Below are 19528 nucleotides of genomic sequence, written 5' to 3'. Positions count from 1 at the left end.
TCAGCCTGTTTTAGCAACAGTATCGACGCTCTGATGGGAAAACATACCCTTAGCTTACAATCCGCGGCCGCTCAAGCTTCTCCATTCCGTGCACCTGGATGGCTGACCACTGCGGCACAAAGCGGTCAATCCGCGCCACAAGCACAGTCATGTCATCGACAATTTTGCCGGAGTGCTGGCGAATGACTTTTTCCAGCAGCAAATCGGCGACTTCCTGCGGGTCGTTTGTCTGCAGCTCACCGATGATTCGCTTCATCCACATTTGCCGATTTTCAATATGCCGCGGCGCCTCGTAGATGCCGTCAGACATCATGACCAGCAGATCGCCCGGCTTGAGTATTCTCGACACGACGTCGACCTCGATTTCTTCGAGAATGCCGACGGGCAGGTTGTTGGCGGTAATCGTGAAAACATCGTTTTTACGTTTGACAAAGCTCGGCGTGGAGCCGATTTTAATGAAACGGGTGTGGGCTGTCTGCAAATCGATCAGCGCCAAATCCACCGTCGCGAACATTTCATCCGTGGAGCGCAGCGCCAGGATGGAGTTGACGGTCTTGATCGAAATTTTTTCGTCCATGCCCGAGCGCAGCAGCTGCTGGAGCATGTCGAGGGCGGACTGACTCTCCAAAAAGGCCCGCTCGCCGTTGCCCATGCCGTCGCTGATCGCCAGGGCCATCTTGCCATTGCCGAGATCCATCGTACGGAAGCTGTCGCCGGACAGCAGCTTGCCGTCCTTGGCAGCGCCCGCCACGCCGATTTCGATTTCATAGGTTTTGGCGGAGGCGAGGCACATCGTGCAAGAACCGTCTTTTTGCGCTTCACATTGCCGCTCGCGCACCACGATGTTCTCGCCCAAAATTTCTGTCAGCATCGGCGCGACGATTTTGCCGCACTCGTCATGCCCGTAGCAAGTCGGCTGGCTGATTTCGATGTCGACCTTGCCTTCTTCCAGGCTGTGAATTTCCACCCGGCGCACAGACAGTCCCAAGCCTTCCAGCGCCTTTGAAACCTGCTTTTCCTGCAAAGACAGCTCCATCCCTTCCCGCTGGATCTCGCGGGCAAAGTCGCTCATGACCCGGGAAACGCCCGAGAGTTGATCGGCTACCAGCTTGCGGCTTTCCTTCACTTGTTTTTTCAACTGGTCAAAAGCCAGCTGACGATCGTACTCCTGCTCGATCACGGTCAGCACCTTTTCCGTCTTGACGCATTTTCGCTCCCATTCGCGCGGCGGAGTTACGCCCGCGAGTGTGCCGTTTTCGTACACTTTTTCCATAAGATAGCGCATGCCTTCGTATGTGGCTTGCGTGTCCTTTTCCCAGCATTGTTCCTTTTTCCAGCATTTTTGGCAGGTGAACTCGGAGACGCGGCTGAGGAAGGCATCTGCCTGTTCCTCCAGTTCCTCCGGATCGGCCGTTTGCGCAAAGCTGCGGGAGAGCTGGGTAAACAAATCGGAGAACTGCTGAATTTTGCCCGCCGTCACGTCGCGGACTCTGCGCATGTATTCCTGATGGGATTGCAAATTTTCGGGCGTGCCTGGAATGAAGCGGGCGACCTTTTTCCAGAGCACGGCAGGCGTGAGGATGAAGATGACAATAGCCAGGGAGGTTTCAAGCAAGGAGTAGTAAAGCGTCTCTTCCGCACCGCCGTAGATGGCCAGAATAGCCGTCCCGATCAAAAGACCTGCGGAGACGCCTACTTTTCCGCCTTCCTTGAGCAACCCTGCCAAAAGACCGGAAAACGCCAGCAAATTGATTTGCAGAAGGGCACTTACATTTGCCAAACTGAGGATAAGACCCGTCACGACGCCAACTGCGGCACCAATCGTCCCACCGCCGACGAAGGCAAAGACGAGCAGCAAATAGCGGGAGAGGACGTGTTCCATCGAGATGCCTTCTACCGTCCAGTCGACTGTGCCTGTCATCAGCGACGCCAGGAGAATCACGAGGGAGACAATCTCTTCATTTTTCAGCGGCTCGTAAGGCTTGGCCGAATGAATGATCGACAGCGACTGGATGAAAATGAGCGTCAGCACGAAGCCGAGTACAGCTTCCACCGCGACCATGACCAGCTCATACGTGTTTACCTGATTGGTCAGCACGGCGTACAGCAGCCGACTGACAAAGATCGTGATGACCACGAGCAGGGGCGTGCGCGAGAAGTCTTTTCTGCGCAGCCGCTCCATCATTTTGCAGGCAAAGAGGGCCAGCACCATACCGAGAATCGTCTGCAGCCCGATTGGAACCGACTGGCTGAAGGCCCCGAGAACAAGCGCCAGTCCTGTGACGAGCAGGCAATCCCTGCGAAGATAGTACATGACGATAAAATACGGGATAGCAAAGGGCGTCAACTCTTCCACGATCAAGGCCCGTCCGAGCAAAAATCCCATCAGCAGCGGAAGCACATTCCATCTCTGTACAGCGTCGGAGACTTTGTCTCCCCATGTTCGTGCGGTAGCATCCATTCGTTCAGACACTTGCCGTGCCCATGCTTGACCAGTCTGGGATACATTTTTGTTTGCGATCATTTTCGTTCCACCCCGTTCTTGTTCAATGTGTTACCCATTATACGGAGGTGGAGTTGTAAATTTTGTCAAAAAACCAATGCGCATTCACAGAATCGTGCGACAAATTAACCAGCGAGTTCGGACAAAAAAAACCGACGTTATGGCGGATAACGTCGGCTGACAGGTGATTCGCGCTTTGCGAAACGGGCTTACGATACCTTATTCGTCACTACTTTCAAATGACCTTCCTCTTTTTTCTGTCAAAATACGCTTTTGGCAAAAAAAGAAAAGTCATAATTTTCCGATTGCAATCTATCGACCGCGCCCCTTTTTGTCCTCGCTCTTTTTCAAAGAGGATAAGCGGTCTTCACTTTCTTTGAGGAAGCGGTTCAGCTTATCCTCGAAGCCTTCTGTTCGCTCCCGCGGCTGGCGGGGCTGCCGTTCTTTTTCCAGTGCCTTTTTAATCGACAGTCCGATCTTGCCGTCCTTGACGCTGAGAACCTTGACCGTGACCATATCGCCGATCTTCAAAAACTGGTGAATATCTTTGACATAGACGTCGGCAATCTCGCTGATGTGCACCAGTCCCGTCACATTCCCCGGCAGCTCTACAAACGCGCCAAATTTCGTAATGCCTGTGACTTTTCCTTCCAGTTTGCTCCCGATCTCGACTCCCATGAACGCGGAAAGCCTCCCTCTCCTAGAAGATCTCACTGTGAGCTTATTCCGGAATCACGTAAATGCTTTCGCCCTGTTTCGTGTAATAAATCCGTTTGCGCGCCAGTTCCGCCAGGTATTCCTGATCGTTCAGCCGACTGGCCTCATAAGTCAGTTCCTCTTGCTTTTGCTGCAAGACAACCGTTTCCTGCTTGAGTGCCTCCAGTTCGCTTCTCTTCTCGGCCAGCACTCCGCTCTGCAAATAGAGCGTATAGCCAGTCCAGACGAAAAAGCAGAGGATAAAAAAGAAAAAGAGCCGCATTCTCCGTCTTTGCCCTTTTCGATTGCTTGGAGAGGTTTTTGCTTCTTTCATCATCTCGCCACCTCGGTTTACTCCCGCTTTCTCTTTGAGTGAAACCAATTCTTCCAATTGGTCCAGATTCCTGTTGTTTTTCCGTACATTTTTTTCCCTAAATGTTGACCCCATCTGGCAAAAGGAGCGGTGACAAAACGCGTCACTTTCCACAAAAAGCCGAGGATCATGAGCAACATGGAGTACAAAAATGTCAGTACCATGAGGATCACTCGGTAAATAAAGAGCACGGGACGTACAACCAGGGTGTCAATGATTTGCAGCACGGTTCGATACAACCACTGACAAAATTTTATCACGCGATGCAGGAAAAGGATATACTTCTTACTTCCTAATAAAAAATACAGCCACGCGCCAAAAATCATTCCGAAAAAGATGGGGAAGCGAATAATTCCGTCGTTTACTTTCACTAATATCCAGAAAACGGCGAACATACTGCCTACCCAAAACAGGATGTCAAAGAAGAAGACCAGCCAAACCGGCAGCCTGCTCTTCCTTTTGAACACATGGTACGTATCAAATCCCATTCCCATAAGCGCTCCACACGTCGACATGGCCAAAACCGTCTGTAGTTGCGTGATGATATTCACTTGAACAACTTGCCGAAGAATCCTCTCGACCGATCCCCGGCCTGCCCCTGTTCCAGATAGGCCATTTCGTAAACCAGGCCCTCAATTGCTACTTCTCCGGTTTCCAGACTCAGATTTTTCATATGCAGGTTTTGGCCCCGTATGGTTAAAAAGCCGCCGTCCGTCTCCAAGAGGAATTCTTCACTGTCAAAGCTTTCGACGTTTTTTACTCCCGAAATCGCCAAACTGCGTCGATTTATCATTACGATTTCGTGGCGCGGCCGCTTCGTGTGCTCGTTCATGATAACTCCTCCTAACGTGCCCTTCTTGTACTATCGTATGGAGGGGGATGTCCGTTTAGAACAAAAAAACCCCGCACGAATGCGGGGGTACTTCTGCCAAAAGCTTATTTGTACATGGTGTAATTTCCATTTACGTAGATGATTTTGTAGCCGGTGCGATCTGCAATCGCTTTGAGCGGCAAGGTCGGGATGTTGTTTTTCAACTGGACGGCTGTCGGCAAGGTGACGTTTTGTCCGTTGACGTTCATGATGTTGGAACCGACCTTGAACTGCATCACGGTTTTGCCGCTTGTGACTTTGGCGGTTGTTTTCGTATAGCTGATCGAAAATCCGAGTGCGTCGCGGAAGAACGTGGTCGGGATGAGCGTGTGCCCGTTGACTGTGTAAGGGGCTACAGCCAGACCAGTCGTTTTGCCTGACTTGGTAAACGACGCAACATTCACCTTGAAGCTTACGCCATTCAAAGCGACCACATTGGCCGGACGCGCGAAGAGCAAGCCTTTTTCTTCGGAGGTGTAGACGCCGATGCTGTAAACGCCCGGAGTGGCCGGATTGACAATCCCCGCTGTCTCCGCGATATTGACCTGTACCGCCGATCTTGCCGGGATGTCCGTCGAAGGCACGATAATCAGGTTTTGCCCGCGCGCTCCAACGTAGTTTGCGGCTACGCCGTTTACCGTTACGGTATTTGCTGGCACGTAGGCCGGTACACGGAATCCGACCGGGAACACGATTTCAATGAAGCCCTGATTGCGGGTGATGGGCGCACCGAGTCCTTTGATGCCGACCTGCAAGCCTGACGGGGTCGCAGCGGTCGCTCGGGTCAGTCCGATTGTAGCCAATGTATTGTCTACCGCGACAGGTGCCGGCGCGTTGATGATTTGGAAATCTTTGGACTTGTACGTTTTGTTGTCGATTTTGGCCGTAATGTTATAGCTTCCGGACGATTTCGGATTGGTCAGGTAGCCTTCGTACGCAAATTTGATGGTCAGGCGGTTTGTGCTGGAAAAATTGCTGGGCGTGCGGAAATACACCTTGTTCCCGTTCGCGCTCAGTCCCGTCACCTGACTGCCGTTGACGGTTACGTTAGAGCTGGAGAGTACAGGCGGAACCATTCCCCACTCAGGAAACTCTACCTCGATTTCTGTATTGCTGTACAGCTTGGACGTCAGATCAATGTCAAACGTGTAGCTGGCTCTCGCCCCTGCCGAATTGTCGGACAAGGAGACGGAGAACGGTGTGCTGCTTGCGCCTGTAATTTCTATATTTTTGGATTTGTACTCCTTGTTGTCATACTCGACGGTGTAGTAGTAGGACTTGCCGGGAGTGGACGGGTTGACGATTCCGGCAGACGAGCTGAATTCCAGCTTGATGTAGTTGTCGCCGTCTGCGCCGCTCGGAATTTCGATGCGAATCGTGTCGCTGTCGATGATCGAGACGTAATCGGCTTTGTAGCCGTTCACTTTCACATCCGACTTGCTGATGCTTTTCGGCAGCATGTCTTTCGTTGGGAAATCAACGTAAATGTACTTGCCTTCTTTCAGCTTGCTGCTTTTCGACGACAGTGTGAATTTGCCCAGCGTCAGGGAAATGCTTTCTTCTGCATTTTTGTTGCTGTGCGAGGCTTCGAAGTCTCCCTTGCTGCTACTGCTGGACGACGATTTTCCGATGGAGATTTTTTTGCTCTTGTACGTGGTTTCGCTGCTCGTCTTGACTTCAATCGAATAGCTTCCCTTGTCTTCGGGGTTGGTGATGTTGTCGATCGTCACGGTGACAACGGAGCCTTTTTTGATGCGTTCCCCGATCTCGATTTCCACCACATTTTTGCTGACCGACACACCGTCAATCGTGACCTTGTCGCCATCATCCTTGACGGATACGTCGGATTTTTTCAGTTTCTTGTCGACCGTAAAGTCAGAAGGGAAACGGACGTAGATGAGGTCTCCTGACGTCAGTTCCTTGTTGATTTCAAACTCAATCGTATATTCCGTTTCTTCATCAACATCTGTATCGTCTGCCGAAACCTCTTCAATGGAAAGAGCTTGAGCGGCTTTTGGCTCCATCACAAATGGACTTGTTAGCACCGTAGTCGCCAGCAGGACAGAGATACCTTTCTTCGCGCTTTTGTTCAACGGTAACGCCTCCTTCTCCTGTGAAAAACTTTCCTGATCGTTTCAGGTGGGCGAACAGCTCGCCGTTTTTCCAATATGGATGTGACCGCAAGCGGCCTGCAAGCACATGGTGATAATATGTGCTGTCATTCTCTCTATGATAGGAAAAGTTCGGCAAGAAAGGGTTACAGACTGGTAACGAACGGTATTGCCAACCGTTATATACACGCAAAAAAGCTGCCCGATGATGTTGTCGGACAGCTTTTTGCGTTTGTTCGGTTTATCATTTTATTTCGGCGACAGGCTTTCCAGCAAAGCGTCTCCGTTGGCCCCGACTTTGATCGTGGCAAACTTCGCATTTCGCTCTACGACGAGGCCGGTTCCTTCCGGGACGAAGTAGCTCTCGATCCCGTACTCGACCTGGCTTCCCCCGACAGTCTTCCCGTTGATGATGACATCAGTCGGTTCAGCCGTATACGGTTTGTTCCATTTTCCTGCCGTTTCGTAGTAGCCGGCGTAGTCGTACACGTTATCGCTTTGCTTTCGCAGCACCACGCGAATTTTTTCTCCAGAAGAAAAATCTTCGCCTTCCAATGTCGAAATCGTGTAGCCGATCCTGACGTAATCGCCCTGCATAAGCGAGCGCGGATCAACGGGAACCAGCTCCAGCTTGATAGTCGCGCCTTTGGACAAAATCGACTCGCTGCTGTACACCTGGTAGCCAGTCAAGAGAAATTGCAGCAAAATAATCAGCACCAGGATCACCCGCCGACGGGTAAATACGGCTGGCGTCGGTACAGCCCACTCTCCTTGCATCCGCCGCTCCAGCCAGTAGCTGACTGCAAAAAACACCACGCTCAGAAGGAAGAGGCTAAGCGACTTGTGCAGCAAGCTCCACAGCAGGTCGTAGTATTTCATCAGCAGGAAGGCAAACCAGAAGGCGAGAACGATCCCGAAAACGCTCTTGCCTTTTTGGCGCAAGGTCTGGTACAGCAAGCAGGTAGTGAAGGCAAAAAACCCGAGATTCGCCAGCAAATTCGCGGCAAGTGAATCAAAATGTGTCTCTGTCAAGGCAATCAGCGCAAGCAGGGCATAGACGAGAGAGCTGTTCTGCAAGACAACAGGCAAACGTTTGACGTAGTACATCGCCATTTGAAACACAAACACGATCAGCAACACCGTTGTTTCCGGCACATGCAAGTCCGTCAGTTTGAAAAACAGCACCAGCAAAAAGGCCAACTGGGTCAACAGCCGCGCCGGAATGCTTGTTACTGCCTTCCATACGTAAAGCAAAGCGGCAAGGAACAATATCCAGTAATACTGTTCCAAAAACAACGAAGAAGCGGCTCCAAGCATGTAGCCCATGGTGAGCAACGTGTAGCGCACCGTCGAATCCATCTTTTTCATGAAGAGGACAGGGCCGACAAACCCGATCAGAGACAGAAAGAAAATAACGTAGAGGACCGGTTCCTCCATATCGAAAATAAGTACCAGCAATCCGGTCAACGAGATCGCTCCGATGGATGCCGCGACCGTCGTCACAAGTACCGTAAAGGCCTCCTGGAAAAACTGCACCCATTTGCTTTTATGATGGGCCGATTCCTTGCGCAGCCAATTGATGCCGACAACCGCTCCCCAGACGAGGCCCGCAGCCGCCAAGAGCGCAAGGAGGAAAAAGCCTTCGGAGTAATGCTCCAGCATCATCCGGAAAAACTTCGCGAGCACAAACAGCGCAAGCAAGGCAGCCGTGACAATCAGCATGCCGCGATTGGGCAGCCATTTCAGAAAGGCGAAAAACAGAAGCGCCCCCATGAGCAGGTACAGCATTTCCGGCAGCGCTCCGTACACATCAGCGAACGCGGACAAGAACAAGCTGACGGAAAAAACGAGAAAGGACAAATAGTAAATGGGCCCAGACCGCAGCTTCTGTGTGGCGGTCAAGTAAAACAGCACGATGTTGCCAAGCGCGATCAGCCAGTAAACCATGTACCACCACTCTTCCTCGCGGGTCACGTGCACGACGGAGGGATGGAGGAAAAAGCCGAGCGCCAGGTGCGCAAGGACGTAGCTGATAACATAAAACGGCTGGTAGCGCGTGAAAATGGCAAAAAGCAAATTCGGGATGAGCCAGACCACAAACAGCATGTAGCTATCGGCGTGGGAGTTGTAGATTTGCCCCAGCAAAGCGACGCACAGACCGAATGCCAGCCCTCCGGCCACCAGCAGCCAGTTGCTGAGAAACGAGTGACGCGTAAGCACGATGGATGCGGCATACGAAAACAGATAAAAAAGAGCCAATACCGCGGCACTGACGCCAATTTTCTCCCATCTGTCCATTACAGGCCAGTTGGAGGCAAAAAAGTAGAACAAAGCTGAAAGCAAAAGCGAAATGGCCAAAAAGTATCCCGTCTGAACAGCTTTTTGTTCCACCTGCACCACATCCCTTCTTACTTGCCTTGATGTACTCTCATTATATCCTGCTTATGGGCAAAAGCGTCCTGGGGTTTTTAGACTGTTAGTGAAAATGGACAAGTTGTCGACCGTCAGCAGAATCAGAAGCTACACTTTGGTTAACCGAAGGAGAATGGGCAATAAAAAGGTGTATCCCATTATATGTCGGGAACACACCTCGATTTTGTGTTGTTATTTGTCTCATTTACGTCTGATTAAAATATAATTCCAGCGAATCATTCAGCAACTTCACACGAGTATTAGCGCAATTGTTTACGCATTCCGTTGCATAACTTCGCATTTTACAGTGCATTTTGCTTCGTGATAAACTCCATTTATCAAAAGAGATGGACGAGGCGTAACATACCACGAATTAATGTTTTGGGAGCCCTGCAAACAGAAGACCAGTTAGATGCTCGTCGTAACTATCAAGCTGTGTGCGAGAAACCAACAATATAGACAACATTCTTTTCCAGGCATCGCCGTTAATCACACTTATCGTTAAAAAGCGAGAGAAAGCAAAGAAAGTCGCAATGGGGGAATTAAAATGAGTGAGACAAATCAGGGGGAATTAAATACACGTTTGCAACAAGCGAAAGATGCCTTGGACGAATTCTATAAAGCAAAGGAAACTACTACTGGAAAAGAATATGATCTAGCCTGTGACTACCTTGATTGGGTCAATCGAAAAACCGGTATTGTATTGAATGAAAAAGCATTTACAATACCTGAAGGCATTAAAATAAAACGCGGTGACGTGTATTGGATTCATTTTGGGTATAATATTGATGAAGAGCTAGGTGGGAAGCATCCTGGAATTGTCTTAAGAAAAGGAGGCAATACAGCTATTGTAGTCCCCCTCTCTACGCAGGAGCCTACTCCCGATCAGTTGGCAAGTGGCATTTACGTTGAAATTGATCGAGTTTATAACTTTAAGAAATTAAGACGTTGGGTTAATGTCTTAAACTCAATGCCAATCAGCATCCAGCGATTTGATTTTTCAACGGTCGGCAATATTAAGGGATATGAACTTGATAAAATAAACGCAGCAATGAAAAAGTCAGGTCTTTGGACTTGACTTTATTCTATGCAAAATGGTAAATTATATCTTGTTGCTGTTAAGTACTAGCTATGGTATCCTTATTTCAGGAATTACTTAAAGTAACATGGATGAACGTGAAGGAGCTTTATGCTCAGCTAAGAAGAATGTGAAGGAAGCCTGCTCTTTAATTAGAGCAGGCTTCAGTTGTTCTCCGGTCTTTTCTGAATCGTTTTTTAGCTTTTGCATATAATATGGCTGTGCAGGACTACAATTAGTCAGCGCAATGAGAGTGAAGAAAGGGTCTCCCATTTTCAGGGAGACCCTTGACCCTTTAGAGGGAACTCGCTGTCATGCTCTCTGGGGGCGACAGCCCTCCCTCCCATTTGTCGATCCGTCGATAGCCCAACTGCCCCAAACGGCAGTCTGCACGACGACAATTACACTGTTACTGTCCTTTGAGATAAGCGTCTTCTTCCTTCTCGTCACGCGGTACAGGCACTTCGCCGATGACGGTGTAGAGCGAAGCCGCTTCTTCTTTGCGCGGGTTTTCCTTGATGTCCTCGACTTTGACGGTGACGATCTTCTGTCCGAAGCGGATCGCCAGCTTGTCGCCGATTTTGACGTTGCTGGACGCTTTGGCCGGACGGTCGTTGATTTCTACCCGGGCTTTGTCGCACACTTCTTTGGCGAGTGTGCGGCGCTTAATCAGGCGGGATACTTTCAAATATTTATCCAGTCTCATCCTTACTCTCTCCCTTTTGTCTGGTGTTTGGCTTCCTCCCACCATTTGTCCATTTCCTGCAGGTCTGTCTGCTCAAACGTGCGACCCGCCTCTTGCAGCTTGCGTTCAATATAGGCAAAGCGTTTTTTGAACTTGTTGTTCGTCAAGGCCAGCGCTTCCTCCGGATCAAGCTTGAGGAAACGGGCCAGATTGACGACGGCAAAGAGCAGATCGCCCAATTCGCCCGCGCGTTCTTCTGCGGAAGCCTCCCGCAGCTCGCGGTATTCCTCTTCTACCTTTTTGTAGACGTCCGCAATATCGTCCCAGTCAAAGCCGACCTCTGCCGCTTTTTTCTGGAGCTTGTAGGCGTACATCAGGGCAGGGAGGTCGCGCGGAATGCCTGACAGCCTGGACGCGGCGGCTACGTCAATGCCTTTTGCCGCTTTTTCCTGGGCCTTGATCTCCTGCCAGTTCGCCAGTGCTTCCTCCGAATCGTTCGCATTCTTTTCCCCGAATACGTGCGGATGGCGGCGAACCAGCTTTTCATTCAAGGCCGCAACCACATCGTCGACGGTAAAATACCCGTCCTCTGCGGCCATTTGCGAATGCAGCATGATTTGCATCAATAGATCGCCCAGTTCCTCGCACATTGCCTCCGGATCTTCGTCGTCGATTGTCTCCAGCACTTCGTACGTTTCTTCGATCAGGTTTTTGCGAATGCTCTGATGCGTCTGCTCACGATCCCACGGGCAGCCGTCCGGGCTGCGCAAAATCGCGACGATTTCTTTTAAATAGGAAAACTGGCGGTACAATACCGTCTGGTCCGTAGTCGGCGGAACGTACACCAACGACAAATTGCCAAAATGCTCGATTCGATCCAGCTCGTACAGCGGCACGCTCTCGATGCGCTCTTGTCCCGCTACCCCTACTGCTGTCGCCACTGTCACCACGTAATCATCCGGCAGCACTTCCATCAAGGTCAGCTTCACGTCAGAGGCGACAAAAGCGTCGTACACCTGGGCGATAATCGTGTGCAGGCCCGGCGACACTTGATGGGCAGCCAGCGCAGTTCCGTCGAGCAGGGAAAAGCCTTCAATCGGGTCGATTTGCAGGCGGGCAAAAAGCGGATCGATAAAGCTCTGTCCGCCGCCAATCTCAATCTGCACCCCGCGCTTCGGACCTTGCGCAAGCAAAAGCTGAACCGTGCGCTCTGCCACCAGCGGATGTCCGGGAACAGCGTACACGATGCTGCCCGCTTCCTCTGCTTTGGCAAAAAGCCGCTCAACAATCTCGGCGTACACTTCTTCAAAGCCGTCGTGCTGCTCGTACACCTCGTCAAACGATGTCAGCGCGATGCCTTCGCTTGCCAACTGGGCTACTACAGGATGTTCTTTTGTCCGCAAATAAAGCTGTCTGGCTTCTTTGAGCGTCCGATAAATGCCGTATGGCAACTGGTCGAGATCGCCTGCGCCCAGCCCTACTACGGTAATCGTTTTTTTGTTCGTATCCAATCGTTTCGCCTCCGACATGCCTGTTATTTAGGGAGAAGCTGGAACCGTGTCAACAGCCCAGCAATTCGCTTTCCTTTTGGCAAAAAGTGAATATCGCTGCGCGTGAGTCCGCCCGTCTTCAACAGGGCCAGCAGGTACACCAGCGCTCCGGTGCCAACGGAAATCAGCGCGACCAAAGTCTGATACAGCCGTTCGGACATCCCTGTCTTGCCGAGCAGGGCGGTTGCTCCCCATTCTACGAGCAAAACGACCACCGACATGACAATGACAGACAAAAACGGCTTGTGTACCGTCTGGCGCAACCCAATGTGCGCTCCGGTGTATTTTTTTACCGCGAGCACATTCAGCCCCATCGCCACGAGATAGGCAATCACGGTAGACAGGGCGGCACCCGCGATTCCCCAGAAAGGAACGAGTGCGAGATTGAGGACAAGCTTGACCATGACGCCGATAAACAGGTTGCGCGCCGGCCGCATGACGCGCCCCAGCCCTTGCAGGATGCCCGCGCTGGCGATGCTCAGTGTGGCAAACATAATCGTGAACGATTGTACGGCGAGTGCTTCGGTTCCGTTTTTATCGCCGTAGAGCATGACGTTGACCGGCTCTGCGAGCAAAGCGAGGCCGAACGAAGCCGGGAGTCCCAGCAAAAACGTCAGGCGAATGGCGATTTCCGAGCGGCTCGCGATCATGTGGTGCTGTCTCTGCGCCACAGCTTCGCTGATCGCAGGCACAAGCGCCAAAGACAGCGACGTCGCGAAGAACGTACCAAACTGGATGAGCGGCTGGCCGCGGTCAAATGCCCCTTTCAACAGCTTGGCCAAATCTTCCGGTGTGCCGCTTATTTGCAGCATATTGACGACGGTAATGGAGTCGACCAGCGGAACGAGCGGCAAAACCAGCGCGCCCATGCAGATCGGAACAGCGTACATCAACAGGCTGCGCAGCACCTGACGGTTGGTCCAGGTTCCTACTCCCGCCCGCTGCTCGGGGATCAGGTGGGCGCCCTGCTTGTCTTTTCTCCAGTACCACAGCAGGACGAGAATGGCGGCCACGCCCCCAGGGAAAGCGGCAAATACTGCCCCAGTCCCTGCGAGATAGGCGTCCTGATAAACGCTCATCGCCCAGAAAGCGGCGAGCAATATGAAAATAACCCGAATGAGCTGCTCGATGACTTGCGATACTCCGGTCGGCATCATGTTTTGGTGTCCCTGAAAATATCCGCGCAAAATCGCTGCCATCGGCACGAGCGGCAGTGACCAGGCTACAGCCCTTAGCGGAGTCGTCAGATGCTCGTCTCCCATAAACCGGGCGATGAGCGGAGCGCCTCCGTACAGCAGCAAAAAGAAAAACAGGCCGAGCACGACCAGCGAAATGCTGGCAACGCGAAACGCTCTTCGCGCCCCCAGGGCATCACCGATTGCAATGCGCTCAGAAACGATTTTGGAAATGGCGATAGGAAAACCTGCCGTCGCCAGAATCAGGAGCGTCGTGTATAGCGGGTATACTTGCATATATACGTACAAGCCGATATCTCCGGCAATGTTTTGGTATGGAATGCGGTATACTGCGCCAAGCAGCTTGGAGACAAGACCGGCAACCCCGAGTATTGCGGCGCCTTTCACAAATTGAACGGATGCCTTTTCTTGAGCCATGTGCGTGAATTTTCTCCTCTCCAACCAGAAACTTCGTCCATTATACCACAAGCAAATCGGCGAGAAAAAAAGCGAAAAAAGCATTGCTCGCAAAAGGCTGTGCTGGATTGTCGGCAGAAAAAAACAGCCCCGATTTTTTCCGAGGCTGTTTCACGCACGCTTGCTACTGTTCCATTTGCTTCGCCAGAAAACCTGCTGCGGTCTCCGACATTTTCATCTCCAAATCACTCATCTTGGTCGATTCGTTTTTGTTCAGGAGAATCACGGAACCGATCGGGTCTCCTCCGGCTACAATCGGAGCGACGACGAACGAACCGTATGTCTCGCTCATATCGCGGCAAATCTCATAGGAGCCGGTGTTTTTCTCCAGTCGTGTCTTGCGCTCCTCCAGACATTTTTCCACAATGCTGCCAATCGGTTTTTCCAGGTACTCCTTCTTCGATGCTCCAGCTACGGCAATGATGCTGTCCCGGTCTGAGATCAATACCGTATGATTCAGGCTCTCATACAGGGAGTCGGCGTATTCTTTTGCAAAATCACCCAGTTCTCCTATCGGTGAATACTTCTTGAGAATTACTTCTCCGTCACGATCCACAAAGATCTCAAGCGGGTCGCCTTCACGAATGCGCAGTGTACGACGAATCTCCTTAGGAATCACGACCCGACCGAGGTCGTCAATTCGACGAACGATACCAGTTGCTTTCATGTCATGTTGCCTCGCTTTCCCTGAGAAGTGGGTAGTGAATAGATGGTGGTTGGTTACTTGTATTTTTTCCTCAAATTCTAATTTTAACTATGAGCGCTTGTATCAATTTTTACCAGTTGCTTTGGTTACTCTCCCCCGGGTGGTAGCGAGTGGTTATAGTATTTGCCCTTGTTTCAAGAATATGCGAGAAAACGAAAAAACAGGGAGATGGGTTCCCTGTTTTCGCTTCATACGTTATTTACTTTTTCTCTGCCTCGTTTTTGGACTGCGGCAGGTTGTACTTCACGATCAGCTTGTCCAGCTCGTTTTTGCCGAAGTCATCGTAGCCAGCCTCCAGTGCGTTTGCACGGAGCTCTTCCTTCATTTCATCGAAGGTTTTTTCCTTGCGGTTTTCAACCTTGATGATGTGATAGCCAAAGCTTGTTTTGACCGGAGGGCCCACTTCCCCGACTTTTTGATTCAGCGCGGCATCCTTGAACTCAGGCACCCATTGGCTTACGTCGGCATTTTCGTACAGGCCGCCGGTTTCCTTGCTGCCTGGGTCGTCGGTAAACTCTTTCGCCAGCTTTGCGAAGTCCTCACCCTTTTTCAGACGGGCTTCGAGGTCGTTGGCGATTTTCAGCGCTTCCTCCGGCTTGCGCTGCTCGGTGGAAATCAGGATGTGGCGTACCGACGCGATGGTACGGGACCCTTTGTCCATTTGGTCATACTTCTGTTTCAGTGTATCGTCACTGATGTTCTTTTTCAGCACCGTGATCGATTCGTTGATGAGCGTCATCTGGTTGATAACCATTTCCTTGGTTACGCCGTGACCTTCCATCAGCTTGTTGAACTTGGCTTCGTCATTGCCCAGGAAGTTGATGTACTGACCTTTGATTTTGTCAAAGGTCTTATTCGCCAGGTCCTTTGCTTCCTTTTTCATCGCGTCATCGGAACGGCTCGCCAAAATTTTCGTTGCCGTATACTCGCGAGCAAAAGCTTTCAGTGCTTCGTTGTCAGCAGCCTCGATCATGGTACCTTGCTGCGGATTCATGAAGTTGATGACGCGCAGGAACTCCTCGAACTCCTGACCTGTCACTGTGCCGCCCTGATACTCCACGTAAGCAGCCTTCGCATCGCCTGCATATGGCAGGGTCAGCTTGGGAAACTGCGTGAGCGGATCGTTGGCATCAGCAGTCTGATTGCCTTGTTTATTTCCTTCTGTCTGACTGGCCTGATTTTGGTTTGGTTGCGCATTTTCTTCTGCCTTGCCGCAGCCTGTCATGAGCGCCACGACCAGAACTGCAGAAGATAAAATCGCTACAGAACGTTTCATTGTAGGAATCTCCCTTCCCGGCTATCCCCCTGTCCATCAGGACACAGGGCTTTCCGTACCAGTGTCTTTACGCACCTGGTGAAATTGGCGCAGCAGTTTTTCAACCAACTGTACGCCCTCGTCTTCTCTCAACCCTTTTACTTTAACAGTAATGACGATCTGTTGTCCACCTGAGAGTCCCAGCCTGCGGCTCCAGTTGCTGGCAATCGCGAACAGAGCGCCGCCGTCAATGTTGTTGTTTTGGCTAGGATGCAAAACCAGCTTGATTTCGTCCGGATTTTTTTGACTGATCTCGGTGATGTGGTGCTTGAGGGCGTAGACCCGCAAACGGGAAATGGTCAGCAGATTTTCAACCGGCTTGGGAACAGGGCCAAAACGGTCAAGCAATTCCTCTGCCAGATCGTTGACATCATCCAGCGTGGAAACCGCCACGAACTTTTTGTACATCTCGATTTTTTGCCGGCTGTCGGTAATGTACATGGAAGGAATGTACGCATCGAGCTGCAGGCTGATTTCCACAGGTGTCACAGCTTCCTGCTTGACCTCGCCTTTCAGCTCGTCAATCGCTTCCTTGAGCATCTGGCTGTACAGGTCAAACCCGACCGTATTGATAAACCCGTGCTGCTCCGCGCCCAGCAGGTTCCCGGCGCCGCGAATGGACAGGTCGCGCATGGCGATCTTGAAGCCGGAGCCAAGCTCAGTAAACTCCTTGATGGCCTGCAGACGTTTTTCCGCAACCTCTGTCAGCACCTTGTCCCGCTGATACGTGAAGTAGGCGTAGGCGATCCGGTTTGAACGGCCAACCCGTCCACGCAGCTGATACAGCTGGGACAAGCCCATTTTGTCGGCGTTGTAAATGATGAGCGTGTTGACGTTCGGGATGTCGACCCCTGTCTCGATGATCGTCGTGCTGACCAGCACATCAAAGTTGCCTTCCAGAAAATCGAGAATGACGCCCTCCAGCTCGCTTTCGTTCATCTGTCCGTGCGCAACCGCAATCCGCGCATCGGGGACGAGCATGGAAATTTGCTCCGCCATCTGCTCAATGCCTTGTACCTGGTTGTAGAGGAAAAATACCTGGCCGTCGCGCGCCAGCTCGCGTTCGATTGCTTCGCGCACGAGCGCAGGGCTGTATTCCATCACGTATGTTTGTACCGGGAAGCGGTTTTCCGGCGGCGTCTCGATGACAGACAGATCGCGCACCCCGATCATCGACATGTGCAACGTACGCGGGATCGGCGTCGCTGTCAGCGTAATGACGTCGACGTTTGTCTTCATTTGCTTCAGCTTTTCCTTGTGGCTCACACCGAAGCGCTGCTCCTCGTCGACGATGAGCAGTCCCAGTTCACGGAACATCAAGTCTTTGGAGAGCAGGCGGTGCGTCCCGATGACGACATCGACCGTGCCTTCCTTCAATCCTTTTAGCGTGGCGTTCTGTTCCTTGCGCGTGCGGAAACGGCTCAGCACCTCCACGCGAATCGGATAATCGGCAAAACGCTCGCGGAACGTCTCGTAATGCTGCTGGGCCAAAATCGTCGTCGGCACCAGTACCGCCACCTGCTTGCCATCCATGACGGCCTTGAACGCTGCGCGGATCGCGACCTCGGTTTTCCCGTAGCCTACGTCCCCACATACTAGACGATCCATCGGGCGTTTGCGTTCCATATCCGCCTTGACTTCTGCAATCGCCCGCAGCTGGTCCGGAGTCTCCTGGTACGGGAACATCGCTTCAAATTCCCGCTGCTCGGACGTATCGGGAGAAAAGGCGTGCCCCACCGCTGCTTCACGTGCAGCGTACAGCTTGATTAAGTCTTCGGCAATGTCCTTGACGGAGGACTGGACTTTGTTTTTGACCCGCTTCCATTCGCTGCCGCCCAGGCTGTAGATTTTCGGCTGGGCTTCCTCGCTCGCCACGTATTTTTGCACATGGTCAATCTGGTCAATCGGAACAAACAGGCTGTCTCCGCCTGCATATTGAATGTGCAGGTAATCTTTATGAATTCCGAGTATTTCTTTGGTTTCAATTCCAAGGTATTTTCCAATCCCGTGATTCACATGCACCACGTAATCGCCGGGTTTTAGCTCCAGATAGTTTTTAATCCGCTCCGCGTTGTTCATCGTCTGCTGAACTTTGCGCGCCTTGCGCTGCTTGGCGGTAAATACTTCGCCCTCCGTAATAACAGCCAGCTTGTTTAGCGGCAGCTCAAAGCCTGTCTGGAGGTTCCCCAGGATGATCGTCGGCCGTCCCGGCGGCACTACCTCGACCGCTTCTGTCAACACATCCGCTTCCATCTCGTAATCGTGCAGGACGCGTTCCAGACGCTTTGCGCGCTCCAGATCGGCGGCGACGAACACAATCTGATCCTGGGACTTTTTCCAGCGGGCCAGTTCTGTTTTCAGCACGTTCATCTGTCCATGGAAGTTCTGCATGGTGCGACAGTTCAGGTTGACGATGTTTTGCGGCTGGGTTTTCGGAGACTGCCGGAGGAACAAAGACAGGTGGACAATCTGCCGCTTTTTCTGGGAGACGATGTCTTCATACGTGCGGGACAGATTGAGGTTAGCCATGTACTCTCCCTGGGCGATGCGTCCGGTCAGCCACTCGGCTTCTTCTTTTTGCAGCTGGGCAGCCGTATCCAGAACGCGCGATGGCTCATCCATAATCAGGAAAGTCTCGGGCGGCATGTAAGACAACAGCGTGTCCTGCGACGGGTAAATCACGGAAATGTACGAGTACAACTGGGAAAAGCGCTGCCCTTCTTTCATCCGTTCAATATCGGTGCCGATGCGCTCCACCACTTTTTCCTTGGCTGCGCCATCTTTCAGCTTGGCAACGGTTTCACCGAGCTTTTGCTCCAAGCGGACAGCCGATTCCATCAGCAATTGTGTAGACGCAATCATTTCTTTTGCCGGGCCTAAAAGGTAAGACTGGACCGATTCCAGCGAGCGCTGGGACAGCATGTCAAACGTCCGGATCGAGTCAATTTCCACATCGAACAGCTCAATGCGCACAGGCCACTCCGAGTCGATCGGGTACAAGTCGATAATTCCACCGCGAACGCTCATCTCGCCTTTTCGCTCGACCATGTCGACGCGCTCGTAGCCCAGCTCAATGCAACGGGACAAAAACGATTCAACATCCAGCTCGTCACCGACCGACAGCTCAATCTGCGCTTCCTTCCACACCTGTGGCGGAACGACCAGACGGCGCAGCCCCGCAAAAGGCGCAACCAAAAAACCCGTAAAGCCTTGGGCCAGACGGTTGAATACGTGAATGCGCTGGGCCAGCATCTCCGGACTGGCGATGGCAAGCTCAGAGCCGATCAGCTCGTTTCCGGGATAAAGCAGCACTTGATCGGAGGGAACCAGCTCACTCAGGTCCTCGTATACTTTTTGCGCCTGGTACATGTTATGCGTGACGACACAGACCGGACGCCCGGTCATTTGCTGTAGCGCCACCATCAGTGCCTGCCGGGCCGAACCTGCCAGACCGGAGACAAGCTGCTCATGCAGGCCTTTCTCCAAACCAGCCACAATTGTCCCGACGTTCGAGTCTTGTTTCATCGGGTTAATGATGACTTGCATTCACTAATCCCCTCTCTAATTCTTCTGTCA

General features: G+C 51.9%; 14 protein-coding genes. 1 reads left to right on the top strand and 13 read right to left on the bottom strand.

What is annotated here, in order from left to right; all coding sequences use genetic code 11:
• Positions 1-49: 49 nt before the first annotated feature.
• The 7 genes from spoIIE to EDM57_RS13355 all read right to left on the bottom strand — a co-directional run bounded on the left by spoIIE (position 50) and on the right by EDM57_RS13355 (position 8945).
• Positions 50-2524, bottom strand: a complete 2475-nt coding sequence (gene spoIIE / locus EDM57_RS13385; protein WP_122905243.1) for a stage II sporulation protein E — start codon at positions 2522-2524, stop codon at positions 50-52.
• Positions 2525-2815: 291 nt separating this feature from the next.
• Positions 2816-3181, bottom strand: coding sequence for a S1 RNA-binding domain-containing protein (locus EDM57_RS13380; protein ID WP_122905242.1), 366 nt, complete (start codon positions 3179-3181; stop codon positions 2816-2818).
• A 43-nt stretch (positions 3182-3224) separates the two neighbouring features.
• Complete coding sequence (locus EDM57_RS13375) at positions 3225-3533, bottom strand: FtsB family cell division protein (RefSeq protein ID WP_122905241.1); 309 nt, start codon at positions 3531-3533, stop codon at positions 3225-3227.
• A gap of 17 nt (positions 3534-3550) precedes the next feature.
• A complete protein-coding gene (gene yabQ, locus EDM57_RS13370) occupies positions 3551-4123 on the bottom strand; it encodes a spore cortex biosynthesis protein YabQ (RefSeq protein WP_122905240.1) in 573 nt (190 codons plus the stop codon).
• Positions 4120-4404 carry a sporulation protein YabP gene (gene yabP, locus EDM57_RS13365; protein ID WP_122905239.1) on the bottom strand — a complete coding sequence of 95 codons (285 nt, stop codon included), beginning with the start codon at positions 4402-4404 and terminating at the stop codon, positions 4120-4122. Before yabP ends, yabQ begins: the two co-directional genes overlap by 4 nt.
• Positions 4405-4508: 104 nt before the next feature.
• Positions 4509-6536 (bottom strand): copper amine oxidase N-terminal domain-containing protein, encoded by a 2028-nt coding sequence (locus EDM57_RS13360; protein WP_122905238.1) that lies wholly within the window; start codon positions 6534-6536, stop codon positions 4509-4511.
• A gap of 267 nt (positions 6537-6803) precedes the next feature.
• Complete coding sequence (locus EDM57_RS13355) at positions 6804-8945, bottom strand: GDYXXLXY domain-containing protein (RefSeq protein WP_122905269.1); 2142 nt, start codon at positions 8943-8945, stop codon at positions 6804-6806.
• 568 nt (positions 8946-9513) lie between these two features.
• Here EDM57_RS13355 and EDM57_RS13350 point away from each other — a divergent pair.
• Positions 9514-10044, top strand: a complete 531-nt coding sequence (locus tag EDM57_RS13350; protein WP_122905237.1) for a type II toxin-antitoxin system PemK/MazF family toxin — start codon at positions 9514-9516, stop codon at positions 10042-10044.
• A gap of 409 nt (positions 10045-10453) precedes the next feature.
• Here EDM57_RS13350 and EDM57_RS13345 read toward each other — a convergent pair whose 3' ends face one another.
• From EDM57_RS13345 to mfd, 6 genes are all read right to left on the bottom strand, one after another.
• The gene (locus EDM57_RS13345) at positions 10454-10750 is read right to left on the bottom strand and encodes an RNA-binding S4 domain-containing protein (RefSeq protein WP_122905236.1); all 297 of its coding nucleotides are present in this window, start codon (positions 10748-10750) and stop codon (positions 10454-10456) included.
• A gap of 2 nt (positions 10751-10752) precedes the next feature.
• Positions 10753-12240 carry a bifunctional methyltransferase/pyrophosphohydrolase YabN gene (gene yabN, locus EDM57_RS13340; protein WP_122905235.1) on the bottom strand — a complete coding sequence of 496 codons (1488 nt, stop codon included), beginning with the start codon at positions 12238-12240 and terminating at the stop codon, positions 10753-10755.
• A gap of 23 nt (positions 12241-12263) precedes the next feature.
• Entirely contained in the window at positions 12264-13892 is a 1629-nt protein-coding gene (locus EDM57_RS13335) for a putative polysaccharide biosynthesis protein (protein ID WP_122905234.1), read from the bottom strand.
• A 163-nt stretch (positions 13893-14055) separates the two neighbouring features.
• The gene (gene spoVT, locus EDM57_RS13330; protein WP_122905233.1) at positions 14056-14598 is read right to left on the bottom strand and encodes a stage V sporulation protein T; all 543 of its coding nucleotides are present in this window, start codon (positions 14596-14598) and stop codon (positions 14056-14058) included.
• A gap of 238 nt (positions 14599-14836) precedes the next feature.
• Positions 14837-15913, bottom strand: a complete 1077-nt coding sequence (locus EDM57_RS13325) for a peptidylprolyl isomerase (protein WP_122905232.1) — start codon at positions 15911-15913, stop codon at positions 14837-14839.
• Positions 15914-15949: 36 nt separating this feature from the next.
• The gene (gene mfd, locus EDM57_RS13320; protein ID WP_122905231.1) at positions 15950-19498 is read right to left on the bottom strand and encodes a transcription-repair coupling factor; all 3549 of its coding nucleotides are present in this window, start codon (positions 19496-19498) and stop codon (positions 15950-15952) included.
• Positions 19499-19528: the final 30 nt, after the last annotated feature.

The sequence above is a fragment of the Brevibacillus gelatini genome (genome assembly GCF_003710935.1).
GTDB lineage: Bacteria > Bacillota > Bacilli > Brevibacillales > Brevibacillaceae > Brevibacillus > Brevibacillus gelatini.
Note: the sequence above shows the minus strand (reverse complement) of the source record. Positions and strands in the feature narration are given on the sequence as shown.